Genomic DNA, 23,427 nt, shown 5'->3' on the forward strand with positions numbered 1-23,427 from the left:
CCGTGGGGGGCGACCTCGGTCGCCCCTCCTCGAGCAAGGTGATCCCGCTTGGGAGGGCTGACCAAGGTCAGCCCCTACGGGGGGCAGGCTCAAGCGAGGTGATCCCGCTTGGGGAGGGCTGACCAAGGTCAGCCCCTACATAGGCTACTTGCGGCCCTTCTTGCGGCGCTTCTTGGAGCGGGCGGCGTCGGCCGCGGCGGCCTCTTCCAACTCGCGGTGCTGCACCTGGGCCTTCCACGCGAACAGGCAGCCGGCGGCGAAGCAGAGCAGCCCGACGCCGATGGCCGAGCCGACCCAGACCGCCCCCATGCCCATCCAGAAGTCGATCGGGTACATGGAGATGAGCAGCGAGTCGTAATTGAACGTCCAGGTGCCGTCCACGAAGAACAGCGAGTGGAAGGCTGCGAACAGGCCGTTGAAGTCGATAACGCCCCACAGCCCCAGTACGACGAGCACCGCCAGAAGCAGCGCCGACCCCATGCGCAGCATGAAGGCCAAAGCTGCGAACTGCTTGCGAAAACCGAGCACCAGCGCGATGATGAGCGCCGCCACGCCGATCATGCCCAGATAAGAGCTCAAGCCCGTGATGAGCCCGTTGCAGTCCTCCAAGTGGCTCACCGCATCGGCGTCCAGGGCGTAGCGGTCGGACACCTTCGCCAGCGCGTCCATGGTCTCAAGCGCCGTGCCATCGGCACCAGCGGCCGCGCCACCGGCCGCGCCACCGTCCGCGGCCAACGCGCCGCCCTCCCCTTCCGCATCGCCAAGAACCTGCTTGGCCTGCTGCGTCCACTGGGAGTACTTGGGAGCTCCCTCGGCCGAGGCCTCCCGCGCCGCCGCCACCACATCGGCGGCCAAAGACTCGCGGGCCTCTTCCATGCTCGAGTGGGCGTCCACGGTGAACGCGCGGGTCTCCTGCGCCAGCGATACCAGCTGCTCGTGGGTGTAGGGCGAATCCGCCCCCGTGCTCACGGCGCCGGCAAGCGAGGCGGTGGTCACCGGCAAGCAGCAGGCGGCGAACCCGCACACGAGCAGGGTGACGGCGAGCACCGTGGCGCCGATGCCGGCGAGAATGCTATCGGATCCCATTTACAGCTCCAGCCCATCGGGCACGTCGCAATCGACCCAGATAGTGGCCGCGGTCATGCCGTCGTTGGTCTTCGAAATCGTGGGGTGCGGCCCCAGCCGGCTGAAGACGCCCTGGAAGTGGCCGTTGTACAGGTACAGCCCGTTCAGATTGTTGTAAGGTACCGGCTCGCTTTCCACGGCGCCGTCGGGCGCCTCGTTGATGCCGCGGTCCGGCGGCAGCGTGTCGGTCTTGAAGGGGCGGATGTAGCGCTGCACAATGAAGGGGTAGCCGGCGCGCTCGTTGGCGAACTCGTCGATGACGCGCTCCCACTCCTCCTGACTCACCTCGCAGCCGGCGTACACGTTGTCGGCGCCGTAGTGGTCGGTGGGCTTGATGATCCACTCCTCGCGGTTGGCGCGGATCTGGTCGATGTTCACCTGATCGTCGTTGAGGAAGGCCGTCATGGGCACGGTCTCCTCCACGAAGGCGATCTCCTCTTCGGTGAGGAAGGCCTGGGTCTCCGGCGCAAAGAGCACCTCGAACAGCTGCTTGTCGTGGACGATGTGCCCGGAGAACGCCCCGATGAGCGCCACCTTCCGCGCCCGCACGGCGTTGATGAGGTCCTGCGAGTCGTCCCAGAACTCCAGCACGTCGTTGGTGACCGAGCGCCGCCAGATGGCGTTCACGGGCAGCCCGTCGGGTGTCGTCAGCACCTCGCCGTCGAAGGACAGCTCGCGCACGTCGGCCACGACGCATTCCACGCCGGCCTCGCGGAACTTCTCGGCGAAGATGTGGAACTCGTCCACCACGCCGTTCTCCAGATAGTCGCAGATGGCCACGCGGGGGTTCTCCACCTTGAAGCGGTAGGTGCCGTAGATGTCCATGAAGGCGCGCACCCAGGGCATGAACAAGTCGCAGCCCTGGACGGCGTGGTTCTCGGCGAAGGTGCGGAAGGTGTCGGAGCCCACGATGGAGTTCGTGATCTCGCGGTTCTCGTTCATGCCCGCGCTGCCGTCGCCGTTGAACTCGCAGAAGTGGATGCGGTAGTCGTCCTCGTTCAAGAACGTGTCCACGCGGGCGAAGGGCAGCACCGAGTCGTAGTCGCGGGGCAGCAGTATGAGCTCCACGAGGCGCTCGTCGAAATCGAACAGCTTGCGGTACTCCTCGTCGGCCCGGTAGCGCTCGATCACCTTGCAGAGGATGCGGTGGCTCGTCTCGGCCGTGCGCTTCATGACCTCGTAGGTTTTGCGGTTGAACAGGCGCGGCACGAAGGAGGAGGCCACCACCTGGTGGTGCACGATGGCCGTGGAGTCCTGCATGTAGTTGAACGCGGCGCGGCGGCTCTCGATGTCGCCGTCCAGCTCGTCGATGATCTGGAAGTACTCGCGGGTGTAATCGGCATTGCTTGGCATGAGGGCTCCGTCCCTTGGGCTTTTGTGCATTTGGCTAAGTGTAGCACGACCGCCGCGAAGCGCGGGCAACGCGTTGGAAAGCCGTTGGCTGCCGATGAAGTTACCGCGTAGGGCGCCTCGCTCCCCTTGCGTGCGCCCGTGCGAACCGTTAGCATGAACAGCCGTGCGCTTTATCCGGGCGCACGGCTTGTTATTATCCAGAGTCGGGGTAGAGAGTTGGCTCGATGATCCCGACACCAACCTGACGCGTCCCTCACCTGAGTGCCAAGGTGGTCCGGCCAACACCGATAAGAGAGGACTCTTATGGCTGAAAAGCACTCATCGTACCTGTTCACGTCCGAATCCGTCACGGAAGGACACCCGGACAAGATCTGCGACCAGATTTCCGACGCCATTCTGGACGCCATCCTGGCCAAGGAGATCGCCCTGGCCGAGGAGGGCTACATCGCGCCAGACGGCAACCCGGCCGACCCGGCGAAGATGCGCTGCGCCTGCGAGACGCTCGTCACCACCGGCACCGTCTTCGTTACCGGCGAGATTCGCACCCAGGCCTACGTGGACGTGCAGTCCATCGCGCGCGACGTGGTGTGCTCCATCGGCTACGACCGCGCGAAGTACGGCTTCGACGGCAACACCTGCGCCGTCATGAGCTCCATCCACGAGCAGTCCTCCGACATCGCCCAGGGCGTGGACGAGTCCTTCGAGGCCCAGCGCGACGAGACGGCCGCGGCCGACCCCTACGAGACGATTGGCGCGGGCGACCAGGGCATGATGTTCGGCTATGCCTGCAACGAGACGAGCACGCTCATGCCCATGCCCATTTACCTGGCCCATCGCCTCTCCGAGCGCCTGACCGAGGTGCGCAAGAACGGCACGCTGGAGTTTCTGCGCCCCGACGGCAAGACCCAGGTGTCCGTGCGCTACATCGACGGGGCGCCCACGGCGGTAGAGAAGGTGGTCGTGTCCACCCAGCATTCCGAGGACATCGAGCAGGACGCGCTGCGCGAGGCCGTCATCGAGACGGTCATCCGCCCGGTGTTCGAGGCCGAAGGGGTGGCGCTCGCCGACGACTGCGAGATCTACGTGAACCCCACGGGCCGCTTCGTCATCGGCGGCCCCATGGGCGACGCCGGTCTCACCGGCCGCAAGATCATCGTGGACACCTACGGCGGCATGGGACGCCACGGCGGCGGGGCATTCTCCGGCAAGGACTGCACCAAGGTGGATCGCTCGGCGGCCTACGCGGCGCGCTGGGTGGCCAAAAACGTCGTGGCCGCGGGACTGGCCGACCGCTGCGAGGTGCAGATCGCCTATGCCATCGGCGTGGCGAAGCCGGTGAGCGTCATGGTGGAGACCTTCGGCACGAACCACGTGCCGGAAGGGGACATCGAGCGCGCCGTGTCCGAGGTGTTCGACCTGCGCCCCGGCGCCATCATCGACGAGCTGGACTTGCGCCGGCCCATCTACCAGAAAACGGCCGCCTATGGCCACTTTGGCCGCGAGCTTCCCGAGTTCACCTGGGAGAAGACCGACCGCGTCGACGCCCTGCGGACGGCCTGCGGGGTCGAGTAACCTGGCTGCGGCTCTCCCGGCGGGGAGACGCGCGGCATTCTGATTCGCTCAGACAGTCCTCGCTGGCCACCCCTTCCGTAGGGGGCGACCTTGGTCGCCCCTCTCAACCCGGGAATGCCATTCCGCTCGAAAGGGCTGACCAAGGTCAGCCCCTACGGATCGTCCAGCAAGACTCCCTCTTTCATAATTGAAAAGGGCCCCGGTTGGGGCCCTTTTGCTGTTCTCACTCGCTCTCTCGGAAGACGGTGGCGGCGACTTTCGCTATGCGGCGGCCCGTGTCGTCGGTGATGTCGGTGGTGTAGAAGCCGAGGCGGCGGCCGGACTTGTCCGCGTTGCAGGTGGCAATGAGGCGCACCCCCTTCGAGGCGCTGAGATATTCGATGGTGCTCGACACCGATACGCTCGGGTTCTCGCCGGTATTGCTGGCAATGGCCAGGGCGAAGTCGGCCAAAGTGAAGATGGCGCCGCCCATGACGTTGCCGAGCGCATTGCGGTGGTGGTCCTTGATGTCCAGCTCGCACACGGCGTGATCGCGCGATCCTTCCACGATGCGACAGCCCGCGTGCTCGGCGAACCGGTCGTGACCGAAGAAGTCGTTCAGCTCTTCCAACGTGGGGTGATCGCTCAACCGCTTTGCCATAGGAATCCTTTCCTTCCGGTCAACCTTCGTAGGGGGCGACCTCGGTCGCCCCTCATCATCAGGAAAAATCTCTCTGGTTGGAAGGGGCGACCAAGGTCGCCCCCTACGGATCTAATGCACTGGCGTCCACGCAGGTGGTTGCCCTTACCCCTGGGCCACGGGGGTGGCGGTGGCGGCGAAGAGCTCGAGGTACTGGCCGTTGCTGACCGTGACCGTCTGCTCGCCGCCGGGAATGACGTACTTGGTGTCCACAATGGAGTCGTCGTCGAAGTCGAGGTTCTTCATGACGAAGGCCGCCGAGTCCTCGTCGGTCTCGCCCTCGCCCACCGTGGCCGCGGTGATGGTGTAGCTGCCCGCGGGGATATCGATGCCCACACGGTAGCAGCCGTTGGTATAGGGCGCCGTCGGGTTAGTGGAGGTGGAAGGAGCCGGGTACATGGTCGCCTCGTCGCCGGGATCGAACACGATGAGGTCTCCTTCGTCCAGGTCAACGAAGTAGTTGCCGAAGTACTGCACGGAGTCATCGAGGCTGTAGCGGCCGTCGTCCCCGTCGAACACGTAGTAGTGGGAGAACTTCTCGTTGGAGCCTTCCAAATAATACAGGCCGGCGGGAATCTGACCCTGGGGTCCTACGGTGTAGAAGCCCTTGGCACAAACATCGCCCTCGCCCGGCTCGCCCGCCGCGACGCCGTCGGCCTCGAACACCGAGGCGATCTCGTCGAGGGTGAAGCTGCCGTAGGGCGAGGCGTCCTCGTCGGTGCCGTAGCTGTCCTCGGGAGCCCACATGTCGGTGTCGCCGAAGTCGTAATCGTAATTGTAGTCATAACCGTCATCGTAGCTGTTGTAGCTGTCGTAGCTGCTGTCGTAGTCGGCCAGGGCCATGATACCCACGCAGCTGGCACAGCCGCCCATGCCGATGACGAGGCCCACGGCCAGTCCCAGCAGAAACCACGGCCAGCGGCGCTTCTGATTGGGATTGGGCGGCTCGTAGCCCGGATAGATGTTCTGCGCGGGGGCCGGGGGCACCGGGGGCTGATTGCCCGCGCCGTAGGTGCCATAGCCTGCGGCATCGTAGGGCGCGTAGGTCGGCTGCTGGGCCGCGGCCTGGGCATAAGGGGCGTAGGGCTGCTGAGCGGGCTGTGCCGCGGCGGCGTCGTAGTAGGGCTGCGTCGGCGCCGTCGCCGCAGACGCCGGCCGCGCGACCTCGGGAGGCACCGCTGCAGGCGCGGGCGCGGCCTCGGGCTGGGGCGCGGACGCCCCGAAGGCGGCGAAGGGGTTCTCGGGTGCGGCAGCTGCCGGCTGCATCGGCTGCGCCGGCGCGGCCTCGGGCTGGGACGCCGGCTGTTGGGGTTCCGGCGCGCCGGAAGCGCTCGGGGTGTTGCTATTCTCGTCCATGGTCTTCGACCTTTCTGGTTTGCGCGCCCGCTAGTTGGCGCGCTCGCTGAACACGGTTTCGGTGACGCCGTCGATGCGGGCGACGATGTCGGCGGGATCCATCAGCATCATGGCCTCGAACAGAGGCGGCGACACCATGTTGCCGCACACGGCCACGCGCAAGGGCTGGAACAAGAGCTTCGGCTTGAGCCCCGCCTCCTCGCCGGCGGCACGGCAGAGCTCCTCGAGCGCCTCGGCGTCCCACGGGTTGTCGTCGTCGGCGAGAATGCCGCGGCAGATGGCGAGCGCCTCATCGGCCCGCGCCCCTTCCTTCAAAAGCACCTTCTGGACGCTCTTCTCGTCGAGCACCACCGAGTCGCCCCAGAACAGAAACGCCAGCTTGGCGGGAATCTCGTCCAGGTGCGCCAGGCGCTCGGCAACAAGCGGGTACATGGCCTCGTAGAACTCGCGATCGTCGTCCACGTCGACCAGGCACGCCTCCCAGGTGTCGGCGTCCACGCCCTCGCCGGGCAGATGCAACTCGCGGGCGGCCGCTTCCGCCTCCTCCTTGGCGGGCGTCGGCACGACGGTGATGCCGTCCGGCACGTTCGACCCATCCAGGTTGGTCTGGGCGAGCCAGGGCTTGGCGGCATCGACCCAGGCGGCAGCGCCCATGTCGCGGATATAGACGCCGTTCATCCAGTCGAGCTTCTTCTCGTCGAAGATGGAGTGCTTCTTCGTGATGCGATCGAGCGAGAAGGTGCGGCAGAGCTCCGCCGGCGGGATGATGGTAGTCTCGCCGTCGAGCGACCAGCCGAGCAGCGCCAGGAAGTTCACGAGAGCGTCGGGCAGATACCCCCGGTCGCGGTACTCTTCGACATTGGTGGCACCGTGGCGCTTCGAGAGCTTCTTGCCGTCGGGGCCCAAGATCATGGACAGATGCGCGAACAGCGGCACCTCGGCGCCGAGCGCCTCGTAGATGAGCACCTGGCGCGGGGTGTTGGAGAGATGGTCGTCGCCGCGGATGACGTGGGTGATGGCCATGTTCACATCGTCGCAGACCACAGCGAAGTTGTAGGTGAACGTGCCGTCGGTGCGGCGCAGGATCATGTCGTCCATCACATCGATGGGGAAGCTCATGTCGCCGTAGACGGCATCCTTGAACGTGACCGGACCGTGGTCGTCGGGCACTTTCAAGCGCCAGACATGGGGCTCGCCGGCAGCGATGCGCGCGGAGGCCTCGTCGGCCGGAATGGCGCGACAGGTGCGGTCGTAGCCCGCGTAACCTCCCTCGGTTTTCTCGGCGGCCTCGCGCTTGGCGTCCAGCTCCTCCTTGGTGCAGAAGCAAGGATAAGCGGCGCCGGCGTCGATGAGCTTCTGCAGCGCTGCCTCGTACGTGTCGGTGCGCTGGGTCTGGAAATAGGGGCCGCAAGGTCCGCCCACCTCCGGGCCCTCGTCCCAATCGAGGCCCATCCACTTCAGCGCGCGCAGAATGATCTGGGTGTTCTCCTCGGTGGAACGCTCCGGGTCGGTGTCCTCGATGCGCAGCACGAAGGTGCCTCCGGTAGCCCGGGCGAAGGCCCAGTTGTAGATGGCGGTGCGAGCGCCGCCGATGTGCAGCTTGCCGGTGGGAGAAGGCGCGAAGCGGACGCGCACGGGCTTGGTCGTGGTCATGGGTTTCCTTCAGTCCTCGGGGTCGATTCAGGTAATAGCGCCAGTATAGCACGGGGGCAGACCCATCATTCATTGACCACATCCGGCTCGGCGACGGTTCGGTGCAGGGCTCGTGTCCGCAGCGCAACGGTGCCGTGACGCTCCGTGACAGTTCGGCGGTGGAGCCGTATCGGTTGGACGGCAACCCGAAGAGAGGGCAACGGCGCGCCTAGACTGGAAGCGTCGCTGCAGGGGCTTCGCACGGCCATCCTCGAGGGATGCGCCTGCCATGTCCCTTTTCGCATGCCCGCACGACGCCGTAAGAGAGGAAACCACCATGGCCCCGCACCGTTCCGTACACGCCTTCACCGCCCGCTTCTTTCCGCATTCGTCGGTGTCCCTCCGCTGGGCCGTTGCCGCGTTCGCCCTTCTCGCCGCTCTCTGCTGGGCATCCCCGGCCTGGGCCGCGGACAGCGCTGTCTTCGCCTCGGGCGCGGGCACCGAGGCCGACCCCTACCTCATCGAGAATGCAAGTCAGCTAGCGGCCTTCCGCGATGCCGTGAACGCAGGCGACGACTACGACGGCAAATACGTGGCCCTCGGCGCCGACATAGATCTTGAGAGCGCCGAATGGACGCCCATCGGCGTCGGCACGCGCAAGAGCAGCGGTATCGCCGAGGGCAGCACGCCTTTCGCCGGCACCTTCGACGGCGCGGGCCACGTCATCAGCGGTCTGAAGATCGCTTCGACCCAGGGCGCCGACTTCGCCATCGGCCTCTTCGGCATTCTGGACGGGGCCACCGTGAAGAACCTCACCGTGGCCGATGCGGAAGTCACCGTGCCCCAAAGCGAGCTGGCGGGCATCCTCTGCGGCATGATGGCGAACGATGCCACCGCATCCGGCGTAAGCGTCTCCGGATCCGTTTCAGGCAAGGCGGGCGTGGGCGGCATCGCGGGGCGCATGACGCTGTCCGGAACCATCGAGAACTGCGAGAACAGCGCTTCGGTCGCCGCCGTGGGCGGCGTGGGCAACGCCGGCGGCATCGTGGGCGCCGCCTACTACACCACCCCCACCGGCCGCATGGCCATCACCGGATGCCGCAACAGCGGGAGCATTTCCGGCACCGACTGCATCGGCGGCATCGCCGGCCTCAGCGCGACCTTCGTGTCGAATTGCGAGAACAGCGGCGCCATTGCCGGCACGAGCTACTCTGTCGGCGGCATCGTCGGCGAGCAGAAGAACTACGGCGCCGTGAGCGGCTGCACCAATTCCGGGGCGGTTTCCACGAGTAACGCCAGTGCCTACGGCATCGGGGGCATCGTGGGATGGGCCCGCTACGACGGCGCCGCGCCCGCCTACGCCGCCAGCGCGCCCATCACGGTGACCGGCTGCGCCAACAGCGCCTCCGTGCAAGGCGGCAGCTGCGCCGGCGGCATCGTCGGCACGTTCTACAACGCGGGCACCGTAAGCGGAAACACCAATACGGCCGCGTCCATCACCAGCTCGAGCTTCGCCGGGGGCATCGTGGGCAACCTGCAGAACGCCGACATCTCGTCGCTGCCCTCCACGGTGCCCGAGGGCATCCTCGTGGAGAACAACGTGAGCGCCACCCCGCTCAATGCCATCACGGCTCCCTTGAAGGGCCCCTACGCCTACAACAACACGCCGAGCGATTTCACCGTGCGCGACAACGGGAGCGCCTGGGTGGCCCAGACCGGAGCGACGCGCTACGCCACGCTCGCGGGCGCCTTCGCAACGGCCCCCGATCACAGCACCATCAAGCTCGTCAGCAGCGTGAGCGAACAGCCGACCCTCTCCGTTTCCGACGGCCGCGAGCTCACGCTGGATCTGGCCGGCTTCAACCTCTTCTTCGCCACGGACGGCGGCCTGTCCCTTCGGGATGGAGCCCTGACGGTAACCGGACAGGGCGACGTGGCGACCGCCGAGGGAGCCGACGGCAAGCCCGAGCCTTTGGCCACCGTGAGCGGCACGGGGTCACTCGCGCTTAAGGGCGGCAGTTACAACCAGGACGTAGCGCCCTATGTGGCCGATTCCTACGCCGAGTTCGTCCCCGCCGACGCTCACGCGACGGCCCCCTTTTCCGTCGTGCCCGCCTCAACGGCCAAGCACAACGCCCAGGCCGTCGTTCACGATGGAGGCAAGACCGTTTACTATGGTGACGCCGGCGCAGCCCGAACAGCAGCGGCCGCTGCCCCTGGCGCCACCGTGGAGGAGCTGAACGCCCCGAGCACGCCATCGGGCGACGCGGGCGGCGAGGGCAACCCGAGCGACGGACAGACGGGAACGGCAAACGACGGGCAGCCGAGCGGAGACGCCAACGCGAATGCCGGGGACAAGACAGATGGCAGCACCGCAGCCGACGACCAGACCGACGGCAACGGGACGAAGGGCGCGGACAAGGATGACGCCTCTAAGGCGACAGCCAAACCCAGCACATCCAGCGCGGCGTCTGGCACGCATACTTACCGCAGCAGCTCGATCGCCTACCGCGGCGTTCCACAGACTGGAGACGCGGCCACCGATGCGCTGCTCGCCGTGGGAGCTCTGGCCGTCGTCTCGGGCGGCGCCGCGGCCCTCGCCCGCGCCCGCATGAAGCGTGCCCGGGCCAAGTAGCGTAGCTCGGCATCGCCCGCACCGTAAGCCGCAATCGCCGTGGCTCCTCTTTACCTGAGAGCGCACATCGAGGCCGTCGCCCTGACCACTACCTCCTTGTCGGTCTCCTCACGGAAACGGGCAACTCCCGCAGGGCCTCCATTACCTCAGCGGCGGCTTCCTCGGCTTGCAACTGCCGAGGCATGTCGAGGCCCGCGCGCTCGAAGGCCTCGGCCAGCGCGGCAGCGTAGTCGCGCTTGTGGGCATCGTTGAGCGCCTTCCACGGAATGCCCTTGAACCAAGCGGCCACCTCCCCATTGAAGGGCACGCGTCCTTGCAGCATGAGCGCCATGATGACAGGGTATCCCGCATACCCCTGCCAGAACGTCGCGTTGTCGTTGGAGCGGTAGCGTCCCTCGTCGTCCCAGGTCACCCGGTACTCCTTCGACCCGTCCGACGATCGCACGATAAGCGCTTCCGGACTCAAATCGTAGCGATCGTCGACCAGCGCCGTCCACGCCTCGTACACTTTCTCAACCGGCGGCAATTTTTCCATTAGACACTCCTTTATCACGCTTCCTCGCTCTACCCATTATGACTCCACCGCTTCGGCACAACGCAAACTGCCACTCATCAGTTATGTTGCAAGCCTTCCAGTTGTGGTCATTTCATGTGTGCCTATTTACAAAGTGCCTGCTCATAGAGTTGTCCACAGCGAAAACGAGACACTGCCGCGACATAACTGCGGTTTGACGCTGCTACGATCCCCGCCCTACTTCGATCCATCTAAAAAACAAGGGGCACCATGGCGGTACTTTTAGCGGGCGCCTGAGCGCTTCCTTTTGCCTTCGGAATTCTGCCCGGAGAGGGAGACGAGGGCGATCATGGCGGCCATGAGGACAAGGCCGATCCAATCCCAGGCAGAGAACGGAGTGTGCAGCCACAAGGCAGCGATGACCATGGCACCGGCCGGCTCAGCCACGCCCAGAAGGCTCCCCTTCACCGAGCCCACGAGCGACACGCCGTAGAGGAACAGCCCGAAAGCAGCAAAGGTACCAAGAACGCCCACGCCACCGACAAGAGCGAGCCAGCCTGTAGCGTCCATGTCGGGAACGAAACTGCCGGCGGTGCCGAAAAGGTCGGCGAGAATCGAGCCCGCAGCGCCGAGGGCGACAGAAGGGGCGGCGAGCAGCGAAACGATCATCTCTCCGATGAGCCACACGAGAACGGCGACAATACCGCTAATGACCATCCCGCAGGCGATGATGGTGGGGCGATCCCATCGGCCGTAGAGCCGTTGGGGCGCCATGATGTAGAGCGTCTCGGACAAGGCGTTGGCAATGCCCCAAGCCAAGCCCGCCACCGGCAGCACGATGACGCCCCAGTCTCCCTGGGTGGCGATGAGCGTCGCGGCGGCCATCGCGCACATCAGCCCGACAAAGTCGGCGACGCGCGGCAGACGGCGCGCTCGGGCGCAGGTGATAAGCATGACGAACACCGTGCAGGTGGCCTGGAGCACCGTGGCCGTGCCGGCGTTGGTGAGGGCCACCGACACCGCATAGGTGATCTGCGAGAGGTACAGCCCCACGCCGAACAGAACGAGCGTCGGACGGGCGGCGGGGCTCCCCAGCAGCGAGAGCAGAGCCTCGCGACGCGTAACGAATACGAAGACGGCGAACAGCAGGGCCGCCACGCCGGCACGTACGGCGGAGATGAAGGCGGAGCTTACCTCGTAACTCTCCGCGAGAAACTGGATACAGGCTCCTGAGAATCCCCACAGCGTCGCACCCGCCAGGGCACATACCACCCCTCGCCAGAAGACCTTAGAAGCGTTCACCGCCGTCTCACCTCCGTGCAATCCATCGAAATCCGTTGCCGCAGAGGCAGCATACACCATCCCATGCACAAGGAGCCAGAGAGGACGCACCTTCGACCGCTGCGGGCAAAGCGACCTCCCTACTGCCGCCCTCGGCACTTGGCGGCGCGGGCGGCGCGGCTATCGCCCCTCTTCGCGCTTGGCGGCACGGGCGGCGCGCTTGGCGGCCAAACGCTCGCGGGCGGCATCGCCCTTGGCGAGGTTGTTGGCGCGCCGTTCGCTGCGCCCCGTGGGGCGAGTGGGAGCGGGAGCGGCTGACGCTGAGCCCTTGGCCGGGTCCTGGCCCAGGGCGGACCTCGGTCCGCCCCTGCGGGAATCGGTCGGGGCATTTTGCGAAACAGCCTTAGCAGAGCCTGTCCGAGCATTTTTGGAAACGCCCGCAGCGGGATCTGTTGCGATACCCCGGGGGACAGAAGAGGCAGGATCGGAGGCAGAGCCGGAAGCGCCGCCCTCCATCTCCGCGAAAGGAGCCCCCTCTTCGGCGTCGGTCTCGCCGAAGAGTTTCTCCAGGAAGTGCACGATAGCCGGAAGCAGGTTGTCGCGTTCCTCCTCCGAGAAGTAGCGCAAAGGCAGCGTCAGTTTGCGCTTGTCCGTCTGGTAGCGGCCGGCCGCGCGGCGCAGGGGCTTCATGGCAGCAGCGGGGATGTCGATGGGCTCCACGATGAGCTTGCCCGCCGCCACGGAGATGAGCTTGACCCCGTGCTCGTTGGCGAAGGCCTTCAGCCATGCGCGCTCGAAGAGGTTGGCCGCCGCCTCGGGCATCTCGGGGGCCTCCGCGAGCATATCCTCGCGGAGGGCGGCCACCTCCTCCACCGTGGAGGCCGAAGCCAGCTTGCGGTACCACAGCACCCGGGCGTCGGCGTCGGGAATGTACTCCTCGGGCAGGTAGGCGTGACCGGGGATGTTCACGGTGATGTCGGAAAGCGCCGGCGGCAGCTCGCCTGAGGCGCCCACGCCCTCGCGGGTCTCGTTCACGGCCTGGTTGAGCATCTGGGCGAACAGGTCGAAGCCCACGGCTGACATATTGCCGGACTGCTCGGCGCCCAGCATAGAACCGGCGCCGCGGATCTCCAGATCGCGCATGGCGATGCGCATGCCGCTGCCCAGATCCTGGTGCTCGTTGATGGCGGTGAGGCGCGCGGCGGCCTCCTCGGTCAAAGGCACGTTCTCGGGGAACATGAAGTAGGCGTAGGCCTGGGTGGACGAGCGGCCCACGCGGCCCTTCAGCTGGTACATCTGGGCGAGGCCCAGACGCTGGGCGTCCTCGATGATGAGCGTGTTGGTGTGGGGGTTGTCGATGCCGCTCTCGATGATGGTGGTGGCCACGAGCACGTCCAGCTCGCCGGCGGCGAACTCCTCCATCACCTGCTCCAGCTCCTCCTTGGTCATCTGCCCGTGGGCCACGCCGACCCGCGCCTCCCCGGCGGCGGCATGCACGCGGTCCACGGCCTCGTCGATGGAGCGCACGCGGTTGGACACGTAGTACACCTGGCCGCCCCGCGCCAACTCGTAGCGGATGGCGGCCGATACGACGTCGGGATCCCACTCCCCCACGTGCACCTCTACGGGGCGCCGCTCGTCGGGCGGCGTTAGGATGAGCGACATATCGCGCACCCCCGACAGCGACATCTGCATGGTGCGCGGGATGGGGGTGGCCGACAACGTCAGCACGTCGATGGACTCGCGCAAGTTCTTCAGCTGCTCTTTGTGCTGCACGCCAAAGCGCTGCTCCTCGTCGATGATGACCAGTCCCAGATCGTGCGGGTTCACATCGCGCGAGAGCAGCCGGTGCGTGCCCACGAGCACCTGCACGTCGCCTTTGGCGAAGCCCTCCAGCGCTGCTTTCTGCTGCTCGGGCGTGCGGAAGCGCGAGAGCACTTCCACGGTGACGTCGAAGGGGTCGAAGCGGTCTTTGAAGGAGGTGTAGTGCTGCTGGGCCAGAATGGTGGTCGGACAGAGCACCATCACCTGCTTGCCGTCCTGAGTGGCCTTGAAGGCGGCGCGCAGGGCCACCTCGGTCTTGCCGAAGCCGACGTCTCCGCAGATGAGACGGTCCATCGGTCGCGGCGATTCCATGTCGTGCTTCACATCGGCGATGGCGGCGAGCTGGTCGCGGGTCTCGGTGTAAGGGAAGGCCTCCTCCATCTCGCGCTGCCAGGGGGTGTCCGGCGAGAAGCGGAAGCCCTGGGTGGCGGCGCGGCGGGCGTACACGTCCACGAGGTCGAAGGCGAGCTTCTTGGTGGCCTTGCGGGCGCGGTTCATGGCCCGAGCCCAGTCGCTCGTGTTCAGGCGGGTAAGACGGGGGCTGCCGCCTTCCGGCCCCACGTAACGGGTCACGCGGTCGAGCTGCTCCACGGGGACGAACAGCTTGTCGCCCTCGGCGTATTCCAGCTGCAGGTAGTCGCGCTCGGTGCCGTCCACCTCGCGGCGCACCAGATCGCGGAAAAAAGCGATGCCGTGGGCCGCGTGCACCACGTAGTCGCCGGGCTTGAACGGAAAGGTGACCTCGGTGGCATCCACGCGGGAGCGCACGCGGCGGCTGGCGGCGCGCGAACCCTGGGTGTCGGCGGCCGACACCAGCGCGAGATGCGCCTTCGGGATGATCATGCCGAGCGGGATGTCGTTGTCCACGATGTTGACGACCCCCCGCCGCAGGCGGCGTTTGGCCTGGGCCGGGGTGTCGGCCTCTGTGCTTTCGGGTTGCGACTCGCCATCGTCCAAATTTTCCGGTTGCACAATCTGGATGGGAATACCGTGATCGACGAAGGCGTGGCGCATGGTCTCGCGGGCGCGCAAGTTCGGAGCCGAGAAGACGATGGTGTAACGGTCGGCGGCGAGGCTCTTCAGCTTGCCGAATATTTTGTCGGGCATCCCGGCCACATCGACGCGCTTCACCGGCAGCTCGTCGTCCAGCGCGCCGCCGACCCGCATGATGGAGACATAAGTGGCCCGCACCTCGCCTCCGAAGTCCAGCGCCGCCGGCTCGGCGAACAGGCCCGCAAGCGCGATGTTGGTGCCCCGGGCGCGCTCGGCGATGTCGTCTGCCGCATGGGCCGCGTCATCGAAGAGCGAACGCGGCTCGATGAGGGCCGCGCACGTGCCCGCTCCGGCGTAGGCGCCCAGCGTCACCGGCTTCTTGTACAGAAACGGCAGCACCACATCGGCGCCGTCGAAGCGAAGCCCCCCTTCCAGCTTCTCCAGCACATCGCGCAGAGCCGGGTTGGTGAGCGCCGGCTTCTCCAGGGCACGCCGCGCGTCGGCCAGCGCCCGGGGGGAGGTGGGGAACTCGGAGACGGGGTAAACCTCCACGGAGGGTAGCGAAGAGATGGTCTGCCCCGTGGCGGGCACAATGCGGCGGATCTCGTCCAGCTCGTCGCCGAAGAAGTCGAGCCGCACCGGAAAGGACAGGTTGCCGGGGAACACATCCACGGTGCCGCCGCGCACGGCGAAGGTGCCCGGACCGTCCAGCTCGCCGGTGTTGGCGTAGCCGGCGGCCTCCAGGGCGCGGGGCAGGTCGCCCAGCTCCTCGACGCCCTCGACGCCCATATCCTCAAGCTCCTCGCCGGCCGTAAGCGCGATCGGCCGCGCAGCGTTCGCCTCTACCGGCGGCAACAGGCACAGCAGCGCCCGGGCGCTCGCCACCACCACGACTTCGCGGCCGCTCTTAAGCGCCCAGGCGGCCTCCATGCGCTGGGCGATGACTCGGCGATCGGCCGGCTTGGGGTCGAAGGGGTAATCCGCGCGCTCCGGGAAGCGCAGCACGCGCTCCTCCCCCACATAGGCGGCCACGTTGCGGGCGAAGGCGACGGCGGCGTCCTCGCCGGCCACGACGACGAGCGTGGGCTGGGGCGCATGGGCGAAGCGGGCCGCCACGAGGAAGGGCCGCGCCGAGGCGGCCACGCCCAAGGTGGCGTCCTCGCCGGCATCGAGCTTTCCCCAGAACGTATCCAGACAGCCGGATTTCTCCAGCGTGAAGGCGAGCGAATCGATGAGCACAGTGGTCTCTTTTCCAGTAGGGCAAACGGCAAAAGCCGCCCGAGCGGGCGGCCGGCGCCCGGGATGAGCGCCTCGCACAGTGTAGCGCACTGGGGCGTGCAGCGACGCGAACGGGGGGCCAATAGTAGCAAAGAAGTAAACCGTCCCGCCGCGATTCCCCTAACTATTCCTCGAGAAGGAGCCCGCGCTGTGCGACAATAGCGAAAACGACACAGCGCCGACGCAGGCCGGCGCAAAAGGTAAGGAGGCAGCATGGCACGGGAATCCCTGGCGAGCAAGCGGGAGCGGGCGGCGGCCATCGAGGAGCGCATGTTCGAGCACTACGGGCCTGGGAAAGCGTCGCTGGACTATCGCACGCCCTTCGAGCTCACCGTGGCCGTGGTGCTGTCGGCCCAGTGTACCGACGCCGCCGTGAACAAGGTGACGCCGCGCCTGTTCGCGGCCTTCCCTACCCCAGCGGCCATGGCGACCGCCTCCTCCGACGAAGTGGCGGAGATCATCCACTCGCTGGGGTTCTTCCGGAGCAAGGCAAAGAACCTCGTGGCGCTCGCCCAAATGGTGACGGCGGATTTCGGCGGCGAGGTGCCCGCCGACGTGGATGAGCTGCAGAAGCTGCCCGGCGTGGGCCGCAAGACCGCCAACTGCGTCATGTGCGAGGCCTTCAAGGATCCCCAGGGCATCGCCGTGGACACCCACGTCTTCCGCATCGCCCATCGGCTGAAGCTGGCCGGGCCCTCAGCTGACACGCCGCAGAAGGTGGAGGACATCCTTCTGAAGGTGTACCCGCGCGAGCAGTGGCTGTTCATCAACCACCAGTGGGTGCATTTCGGCCGCGAGTTCTGCCGCGCCCGCAACCCCCGCTGCGCCGACTGCATCGTCGGCGATCTGTGCCCCACCCGAGGCCAGTGGGGGTAGGACCCTTTCCCCTTCCATAGCGGATAGTCGCCGTCTTACCCCCGTAGGGGGCGACCTTGGTCGCCCCTTCTATTTCTTCTGCAAGGGGAAGCCGCGGCGGTGCAGCTCGGCCACGACGGTTTCCACCAGCAGGGGCAGGGCGGCGGCGCATTCGGGGGTGAGCCCCACAACGAACTGCTCCGGGGAGGGATTGCCCACCTGCATGCCCAGGCAGAAGCCCTCGGCCTCGTATCCCATGAGCGAGGCGGCATCGAACAAATCGACGAGCTTCAAATCGTGCAGCGACGCCTCGGGGCCCGAGTGGCGCGCCATGGCATCCGGCTCGAAACGGTACACCGTGCCCGGCGCGTCGCCCGTGCCGTCCACGGCGTCCACCGTGAGGATGACATCGCAACGCTCCACGTAGGGCAGCATGTCCAGCGACATGCAGCCGACGTCCACCAGCGTCACGTTCTCGGGGATGTCATAGCCGGCAAGTATCTCGTCGTAGGCCGCCGGGCCCACCCCGTCGTCCAGCATGAGCCGGTTCCCGACGAAGAACACCGCCGCCGTGCGCTCGCTCGCTTCCATGCTGCCTCCTTAGGCCCAGGTATCCAGCGTCGGGCGCAGATCCAAATTGTACCAGGTGGCAAACGCCACGATGGCCACGGCGATGATCGCGCCAACAACGGCCCAGATGCGCTCCCGCCGCAGGTAGGTCTCGCGGCTCACCCCCATGTTCTCGGTCCGGTGCGCCGCGAAAGGCTGGGCCACAATGGCGAACACCACGGTAGCGGCCACCAAGCCCGCGGCCATGAGCACGGCCAGCACCACGTTCATCACCGTCGGCTCCACCGTGGCCGCGTAAATCACGTTGTCCGCGAACAGCCACGCGACGAAGAAGAGGAACGCCGCCCACATCCCATGGGCCGGCCCCCACACAGGCGCCAAAAACAGCGCCCCCAGGTTCACCCGCGGCAAACCCGCGAGAAACTTCTCCTCTTCGGCAATCTGCTCGTCGGTCAATGGCTCGCCCATGTCGTCCATCTTTCCTCTCGTTGATCGGCGGCACGTCGGGTGGCCCCTCCGTGCGCTCGCCGTTATTTCCAATCCCGCCTTATCATTGCCAGGGCATCCTATCCGGGTTCCAGCTGTATTCAACAAGACCGTCTCATCTCTCGTTTTCCAATTTTCGGGGATAAATGCCACTTCAACCCCGAAATGGTCGATTTTTCGGCGACATACCAGAGTTTTTTCGACCATTTCGCCCTTCAACTGGCATTTGGCTTGCCATTTCGGGGTCGAAGTGGCATTCACTGCCAAAAAAGGGAAGAATGAGGAATGGGGGTCGCTTCGGTCGCGCAGCGCGCGCTAGCTGATGAGCTTCGAGCTCTCCACCTTTTCCACGTACCATTCCATGAACTTCTCTAGGGGCTTGCGGAGCACCAGGCCCAAGAGCGCCGCCGGGATGAGGAACAGGGCGAGTGCGCCCATCTGAGCCCAGAAGTCGCCGCCGTAGGTGCCCATCATGGCGCTTCGCATGGCGTTCACCACGTGGGTGGCGGGAAGCCAGGGAGAGAGGGCCTGCACGAAATCGGGCATGATCTGCAGCGGGAACGAGCCGCCGCAGCCGGTCACCTGCACGATGAGCAGAAGCACCGCGATGGCCTTGCCGAGGTTGGCGAAGGACACCACCAGCGCGTAGATGATGAACGTGAACACAAGGCCCGCGCCCCAGAAGCACACCATGAACAGCCATGGCGAGGTCACCTGCACGTCGAGGAAGAACAGATTGCCCAGCGCCATGACCGTCGATTGGGCCAGCGACACCACGGCCATGACGGCGAAGCGGCCGAAGAACAGCTGCCGCGGCTTCGGGTTCACAAGCCCCGCCTCCTTCTGGATGCGTAGGTCCGCCTTCGGCTTGAACACCACGAGAATGAGAAGCGACCCGATGAAGAGGGCCAGCGTCGTGTAGAGCGGCGCCATGGCGCTGCCGAAGTTCTCCACCGGGAAGACCGCGATGCGCTCGACGCCCACGGGGCTCGCCAGCGCCTTCGAAAGGGCCGACACGTCGGAGCCGAGCACCGCGCGCAGGGCGTCGCGGTCGCCCGAGGCGATGGCGCCGTCGATATCGGAGGCCATCTCCCGCAGCCCCGAGGAGACGCCTTTGAGCTTCTCGGTGGTCTCGGCGATCTTATCGGCGGTGCCGGCCATGACATCGGCCGCCGAGGTGGCCGAGGAGGACAGCTCGCCGCCGACGCCCTTCAGGTCGTCGGAAACGCCGGAGAGCGCATCGGCCATGGAGGCGGCCTGCTCTGCCAGCGAGGCGAGCCCCGGCGCCACATGCGCCTCGTAATCGTCCTTGATGGAATTGACGGAGGCGGCGGCCTCGGCCGCCTTGGCCTTCGCGGCATCGCGCTCGGCGGAAAGATCGGTGTCGCCCGCCTCCAGCTTATCGGCGGCCGTCCGCAGGCTCGCGGCCATGGAATCCGCCTGGGACGCCACCGCCCTCGCGCGGCCGGCCAAGGCGGTCACTTGGGGCCGGAGGCTCTCGGGCAGCGACGGAGCGGCGCCTTCCAAGCTGTCGGCCACCTGGCGGTACACCGTCGCATGGGACGCAAGCGCGTCGGCCTGGGCGCGCAAGTCGCCGGCAATGTCCTTACTGTCCCCGGAGGCCGCATCGAACAGCGCGTCGACGGAATCGGATACCGCCCCGAAGGCGGCGGCGCTGTCGGCCAGCGAGCTCTTGAGCGTATCCGCCGAGCCCTTCAGAGCGTCCACCGTGGCCGGCACCGCGTCGGCCCGCCCCGTCGCGGCGGACAGCGTCTCGTCCAGGGCCGTGGAGGCCTGGGTGGCCAGGTCGGCCGAATGGCGCGAGAGATCCTCGCAGGAGCGAGCCAGCGAGCCGTAGAGCGAAAGCACCCCGGACGCGTCGTCGAAGGCGTCGGCCATCTCGCGCACATGGTCGGCCACCACCGCGATGCGGCCGTCCCAGTCGTCCTCGTCGGCGAAGCTGGAAAGCGATTCGGCCAGCGAGAGCGACACCTCCGAGAGCGTCTGGGCGAACACGGCGTTCACCTGGTAGGACACCGAATCGGCTCCCTGGTCGGTGATCTTCGGCGCGATGGCGCTCTTCTTCTCGTTGGCGTAGTAGACGATATCGGCATGGCCGGCGTCGCCCGTGTAGAAGGTGAGCATGTCGCGGCTGAAGCTCTTCGGAATCACCACGGCGGCGTAGTAGCGCCCCGACTTCGCGCCGTCGATGGCGTCATTCTCGTCGGTAAACTGCCAGTCTATCTGGTCGTTGGCCCGCAGGGCGGAGACGACCTGGTCGCCGATGTTGATGCGCAGCGGGATGAGGTCGCTCTGGTAGCCCTCGTCGGTGTTGGCCACGGCCACCGTGAGGTTGCCCGTGTTGTCGAAGACGTTCCAGCAGGCGATGATGTTGTACCAGGCGAACAGCGAGGGCACGAGAACGAGGCCCAGCGTGATGATGATGGACATGACGTTGGCCTTCAAGCGGCCCAGATCGAAGCGGAACAGGCGCCAGACGTTATTCATGACGGGCCTCCTCCCCTTCCGCACCGTCGCGCGCGGCATCGCGAGCGCACGCGCGCTCCCGATCGCCGAAGCCCGCGTCGCGCGCATCCATGCAGGCGGCTCGCTCCACGTCCGCCGTGGCGCCGTACAGGTCGATCAGGCTCGCGTCGGAGAGGCTCTCCAGCTTCAGCTGCCGCTCGAAGCTGAAGCGCAGGCTCTCGATGACCACGAGCGCCACGAAAATGACGATGATCCAAATGAGCCAGCCCGTGAGCAGCCACACCTTCTCAGTCGGCGTCAGGGCGAAGATGACCGCAAGGACCACCGGCACCGCCACGCCCAAAACGAGCGCGCCCTTCATGAGCCGCGGATACCAGCGGTTGAACGTCGCGTAGCGCTGCTGCAAGGCCGTGGCGTAGGTGTCCTTGTCGGAGAGCGCCCGCATGATCTGGGAGATGCGGTAGGGGCGCACGGGGATGTCGACGTCCTCGCCGTTGAACAGGCCGCCGTCGCGCACCTGGCGGGCCACCATGCGGTTCACGTTCGCCATGAGGGGGCGGATGAGGAGCCCGAGCGCCATGAACAGCACGAGGAACAGCGCTAGCACGAGCAGGTCGGAGACGTACTGGCCGCCGTAGAAGCCGCAGATGGCCTCGCGCATGGCCCCGATGCCGTAGGTGAAGGGGAACAGCGGGTAGATGGATTGGAAGAACGGCGAGGTCATCTCAATCGGATAGAGGCCCGTGGCGCCGGGGATCTGGGCGAACACGAGAACGACGCAGATGCCCTTGCCGATATGCTGCAGCGTGACGGAGAAGGCGTAGATGATGGAGAGGTAGGCAAGCGACGCCAGCGCCGCGGCGAAGATGAGCGCCGGCGCCGAGACGGTTTGCACGCCGAGCGCGAGCACCCCGACACAGCAGATGACCGCCTGCATCATGGCGATGGCCGCAAGGAACAAATACCGGCCCCAATAGCGCTGGGCCAGGGTCAGGCCGGGGATGCCCTCGCCGTCCGCCTCCTGGCGCATGATAACGAGCAGCATGAAGGCGCCGATCCAGAACGTGAGGTTCATGAACAAGGGCGCCATGGCGCTGCCGTAGGCGTTCAGCGGATAGAGCTGCTCGGTGACCACCTCGGTGGGCGACGCCATGAACGCCGCGATCTTGTCGGCGTCAAGACCGCCCTCGCCTACGAGCCGGGAAAGCGCGTCGGGGGTGCCGAAGGCGAGCACGTCGTTGTAGACGATGCCCAGCTCGCTTTCCAGGCCGGCGAAGAGCCGGTCGGTCTCGGCCACCGTTGAGGCGGCCGTGTCCATGGTGGCATCCAGCTGGTCGATGACGAGCCCGGTCTGGGCCACGAGGAGCCGCTGGGTCTCAAGGGCCCCGGAAAGGGCCGACGAAGTTTCGGCCAGCGCGTCCAGCGCGTCGTTCACGGCGGGTAGCGTGGTGCCGAACAACGTCGTGGAATAGGCCGACGCGCCGCTGGTCGCCTGGCGCACCGCGCCATCAAGGGCCGATGCCGCGTCGGAGAGCGCGGCCGCCGAGGACTGCGCGCGGTCGTTGGCGACCGTCAGCGCGTCCAGGGCCGTCGAGGCCGCCCGGGTCCGCTCGTCCAGGGAGTCGGCCAGAGCCTCCAGGGCGGCGCGCTCGCTGCTGCCGGCGGGAAGGGAGCCCGCCGCCGCGCGCACAGAGGACGCCAGCTGGCCGCTCTCCTGCACGGCGGCGCTTCCCTGGGCCAGCGCCGCCTGGATGCCTCCCTGGGCCTCGCCGAAGGCGGCGGTGAGGCGCGCGGCGGCCGAGGTGGCGTCGTTCGACGCCTGGGTGATGTCGTCGAGGCCGGCGGTGACGGCCGGCAGCGCGAAGGCGGAGAAGTCGCTCAAGGTCTTCTGCATGGCCGTCGCGGTCTCCCCCATCTGGCCTAAGGACTTATCGGCCGCGTCGATGCCGGCACTCGCTTCGGAGAGCGTCTCTTTGGCCGAGGCAGCCTTGTCCTTGGCCGCCTTCGACGCATCCCCCAAATCGGCGAGCACGCGGCGCACCTCGCCGGTGGCGGCGACGGCCTCCGATATCTTCTGCGCGGCCTTCGACTGCATCTCCTTGGTGCTCTCGCGCCCCTCGTTCACCTTCTCGTCGATGGTCTTGACGACCACGTCGCTTACGGTGGCGACGAAGGTGGAGTTGATGGTCTCGTCCAAGGTTGTGGCGCCCGTGTCGGTGATCTTGGGCGCCACCGGGCCCGATTTCTCGTTCACGTAGTACTCGATCTTGGGCTGCGTGAAGCTTCCGGTGGTGATGGTGAGCAGATCGGCGGTGAAATGCTCGGGGATGACATAGGCCGCGTAGGCGCGTCCGCTCTTCAGCTCGTTCATGGCCGCGTCGTAGTCGGTGAATTCCCAGTGCAGCTGGTTGTTCTCATGCAGCTGGTCCACGATGCGCTCCCCCACGTTCAGCTCGCCGGTGAGCTCGGAGGAACCGCCCGCGTCCTGGTTCACCACGCAGACCGTGAGGTTGCCGGTGTTGTCGTAGGGGTTCCAGAACCCGATGACGTTGTACCAGGTGTACAGCGAGGGAATCACCATGAGGGCGAACACGACCACGAGCGCCTGCGGCGTTTTCAAAAGACGCAGAAGATCGCGCTTGAGTATCTTCAGAACATTCCGCACGAAACGGGTCCTTTCCGCCTGCAGTCGGTAAGTGTACAGAGTTGCCGTTAATCATAACGCAACCCCGGCAAGTTTGCTTCCTCTTGTTGACGGTTCGGAACGTTTGGTCAAGCAACTATCTC

General features: G+C 66.4%; 15 protein-coding genes. 3 read left to right on the forward strand and 12 right to left on the reverse strand.

What is annotated here, in order from left to right; all coding sequences use genetic code 11:
• Positions 1-144: 144 nt before the first annotated feature.
• Both ACYVRU_RS01065 and ACYVRU_RS01070 read right to left on the reverse strand, forming a co-directional pair.
• On the reverse strand, positions 145-1,086 hold the full coding sequence (locus tag ACYVRU_RS01065; RefSeq protein ID WP_114548426.1) for a lipoprotein intramolecular transacylase Lit: 942 nt from the start codon (positions 1,084-1,086) through the stop codon (positions 145-147).
• On the reverse strand, positions 1,087-2,478 hold the full coding sequence (locus ACYVRU_RS01070; protein WP_022740078.1) for a circularly permuted type 2 ATP-grasp protein: 1,392 nt from the start codon (positions 2,476-2,478) through the stop codon (positions 1,087-1,089).
• Between the two features lie 303 nt (positions 2,479-2,781).
• Here ACYVRU_RS01070 and metK point away from each other — a divergent pair, with 303 nt between their 5' ends.
• Positions 2,782-4,050, forward strand: coding sequence for a methionine adenosyltransferase (gene metK / locus ACYVRU_RS01075; RefSeq protein ID WP_461185616.1), 1,269 nt, complete (start codon positions 2,782-2,784; stop codon positions 4,048-4,050).
• Positions 4,051-4,273: 223 nt separating this feature from the next.
• On the opposite strand, the gene ACYVRU_RS01080 is transcribed toward metK, so the two are convergent.
• The 3 genes from ACYVRU_RS01080 to gltX form a co-directional block, all read right to left on the reverse strand.
• Positions 4,274-4,690, reverse strand: a complete 417-nt coding sequence (locus tag ACYVRU_RS01080) for a PaaI family thioesterase (protein ID WP_461185617.1) — start codon at positions 4,688-4,690, stop codon at positions 4,274-4,276.
• A gap of 144 nt (positions 4,691-4,834) precedes the next feature.
• Positions 4,835-6,085 carry a hypothetical protein gene (locus ACYVRU_RS01085; RefSeq protein WP_461185618.1) on the reverse strand — a complete coding sequence of 417 codons (1,251 nt, stop codon included), beginning with the start codon at positions 6,083-6,085 and terminating at the stop codon, positions 4,835-4,837.
• A gap of 30 nt (positions 6,086-6,115) precedes the next feature.
• On the reverse strand, positions 6,116-7,738 hold the full coding sequence (gltX, locus tag ACYVRU_RS01090; RefSeq protein WP_157012646.1) for a glutamate--tRNA ligase: 1,623 nt from the start codon (positions 7,736-7,738) through the stop codon (positions 6,116-6,118).
• Between the two features lie 316 nt (positions 7,739-8,054).
• Between gltX and ACYVRU_RS01095 the strand changes: the two genes are divergently transcribed.
• Positions 8,055-10,352 (forward strand): hypothetical protein, encoded by a 2,298-nt coding sequence (locus tag ACYVRU_RS01095; protein ID WP_461185619.1) that lies wholly within the window; start codon positions 8,055-8,057, stop codon positions 10,350-10,352.
• An 88-nt stretch (positions 10,353-10,440) separates the two neighbouring features.
• Here the strand turns inward: ACYVRU_RS01095 and ACYVRU_RS01100 are convergent, their stop codons facing one another.
• From ACYVRU_RS01100 to mfd, 3 genes are all read right to left on the reverse strand, one after another.
• Positions 10,441-10,887 carry a hypothetical protein gene (locus ACYVRU_RS01100; protein WP_161128343.1) on the reverse strand — a complete coding sequence of 149 codons (447 nt, stop codon included), beginning with the start codon at positions 10,885-10,887 and terminating at the stop codon, positions 10,441-10,443.
• A 261-nt stretch (positions 10,888-11,148) separates the two neighbouring features.
• Positions 11,149-12,168: an EamA family transporter gene (locus ACYVRU_RS01105; protein WP_302148455.1), complete on the reverse strand. Its 1,020-nt coding sequence runs from the start codon at positions 12,166-12,168 to the stop codon at positions 11,149-11,151.
• Between the two features lie 159 nt (positions 12,169-12,327).
• Positions 12,328-16,203 (reverse strand): transcription-repair coupling factor, encoded by a 3,876-nt coding sequence (gene mfd, locus ACYVRU_RS01110; RefSeq protein ID WP_461185620.1) that lies wholly within the window; start codon positions 16,201-16,203, stop codon positions 12,328-12,330.
• Positions 16,204-16,455: 252 nt separating this feature from the next.
• On the opposite strand from mfd, the gene nth reads away from it, so the two are divergent.
• A complete protein-coding gene (gene nth, locus ACYVRU_RS01115; RefSeq protein WP_114548417.1) occupies positions 16,456-17,118 on the forward strand; it encodes an endonuclease III in 663 nt (220 codons plus the stop codon).
• Positions 17,119-17,187: 69 nt separating this feature from the next.
• Here the strand turns inward: nth and ACYVRU_RS01120 are convergent, their stop codons facing one another.
• The 4 genes from ACYVRU_RS01120 to ACYVRU_RS01135 all read right to left on the reverse strand — a co-directional run bounded on the left by ACYVRU_RS01120 (position 17,188) and on the right by ACYVRU_RS01135 (position 23,305).
• Positions 17,188-17,688, reverse strand: coding sequence for a hydrogenase maturation protease (locus ACYVRU_RS01120; RefSeq protein WP_114548416.1), 501 nt, complete (start codon positions 17,686-17,688; stop codon positions 17,188-17,190).
• A 9-nt stretch (positions 17,689-17,697) separates the two neighbouring features.
• Complete coding sequence (locus ACYVRU_RS01125; protein ID WP_418142150.1) at positions 17,698-18,135, reverse strand: viscotoxin-A3; 438 nt, start codon at positions 18,133-18,135, stop codon at positions 17,698-17,700.
• 333 nt (positions 18,136-18,468) lie between these two features.
• Entirely contained in the window at positions 18,469-20,661 is a 2,193-nt protein-coding gene (locus ACYVRU_RS01130) for a YhgE/Pip domain-containing protein (RefSeq protein ID WP_114548415.1), read from the reverse strand.
• Entirely contained in the window at positions 20,654-23,305 is a 2,652-nt protein-coding gene (locus tag ACYVRU_RS01135) for a YhgE/Pip domain-containing protein (RefSeq protein ID WP_461185621.1), read from the reverse strand. Before ACYVRU_RS01135 ends, ACYVRU_RS01130 begins: the two co-directional genes overlap by 8 nt.
• Positions 23,306-23,427 lie beyond the last annotated feature (122 nt).

This window comes from Adlercreutzia sp. CNCM I-6216, from assembly GCF_977113345.1.

Coding starts and splice junctions, on each gene's coding strand:
- ACYVRU_RS01065 (WP_114548426.1), bottom strand. CDS start 1,086: ATGGGATCCGATAGCATTCTCGCCGGCATCGGCGCCACGGTGCTCGCC.
- ACYVRU_RS01070 (WP_022740078.1), bottom strand. CDS start 2,478: ATGCCAAGCAATGCCGATTACACCCGCGAGTACTTCCAGATCATCGAC.
- metK (WP_461185616.1), top strand. CDS start 2,782: ATGGCTGAAAAGCACTCATCGTACCTGTTCACGTCCGAATCCGTCACG.
- ACYVRU_RS01080 (WP_461185617.1), bottom strand. CDS start 4,690: ATGGCAAAGCGGTTGAGCGATCACCCCACGTTGGAAGAGCTGAACGAC.
- ACYVRU_RS01085 (WP_461185618.1), bottom strand. CDS start 6,085: ATGGACGAGAATAGCAACACCCCGAGCGCTTCCGGCGCGCCGGAACCC.
- gltX (WP_157012646.1), bottom strand. CDS start 7,738: ATGACCACGACCAAGCCCGTGCGCGTCCGCTTCGCGCCTTCTCCCACC.
- ACYVRU_RS01095 (WP_461185619.1), top strand. CDS start 8,055: ATGGCCCCGCACCGTTCCGTACACGCCTTCACCGCCCGCTTCTTTCCG.
- ACYVRU_RS01100 (WP_161128343.1), bottom strand. CDS start 10,887: ATGGAAAAATTGCCGCCGGTTGAGAAAGTGTACGAGGCGTGGACGGCG.
- nth (WP_114548417.1), top strand. CDS start 16,456: ATGGCACGGGAATCCCTGGCGAGCAAGCGGGAGCGGGCGGCGGCCATC.
- ACYVRU_RS01120 (WP_114548416.1), bottom strand. CDS start 17,688: ATGGAAGCGAGCGAGCGCACGGCGGCGGTGTTCTTCGTCGGGAACCGG.
- ACYVRU_RS01125 (WP_418142150.1), bottom strand. CDS start 18,135: ATGGGCGAGCCATTGACCGACGAGCAGATTGCCGAAGAGGAGAAGTTT.
- ACYVRU_RS01130 (WP_114548415.1), bottom strand. CDS start 20,661: ATGAATAACGTCTGGCGCCTGTTCCGCTTCGATCTGGGCCGCTTGAAG.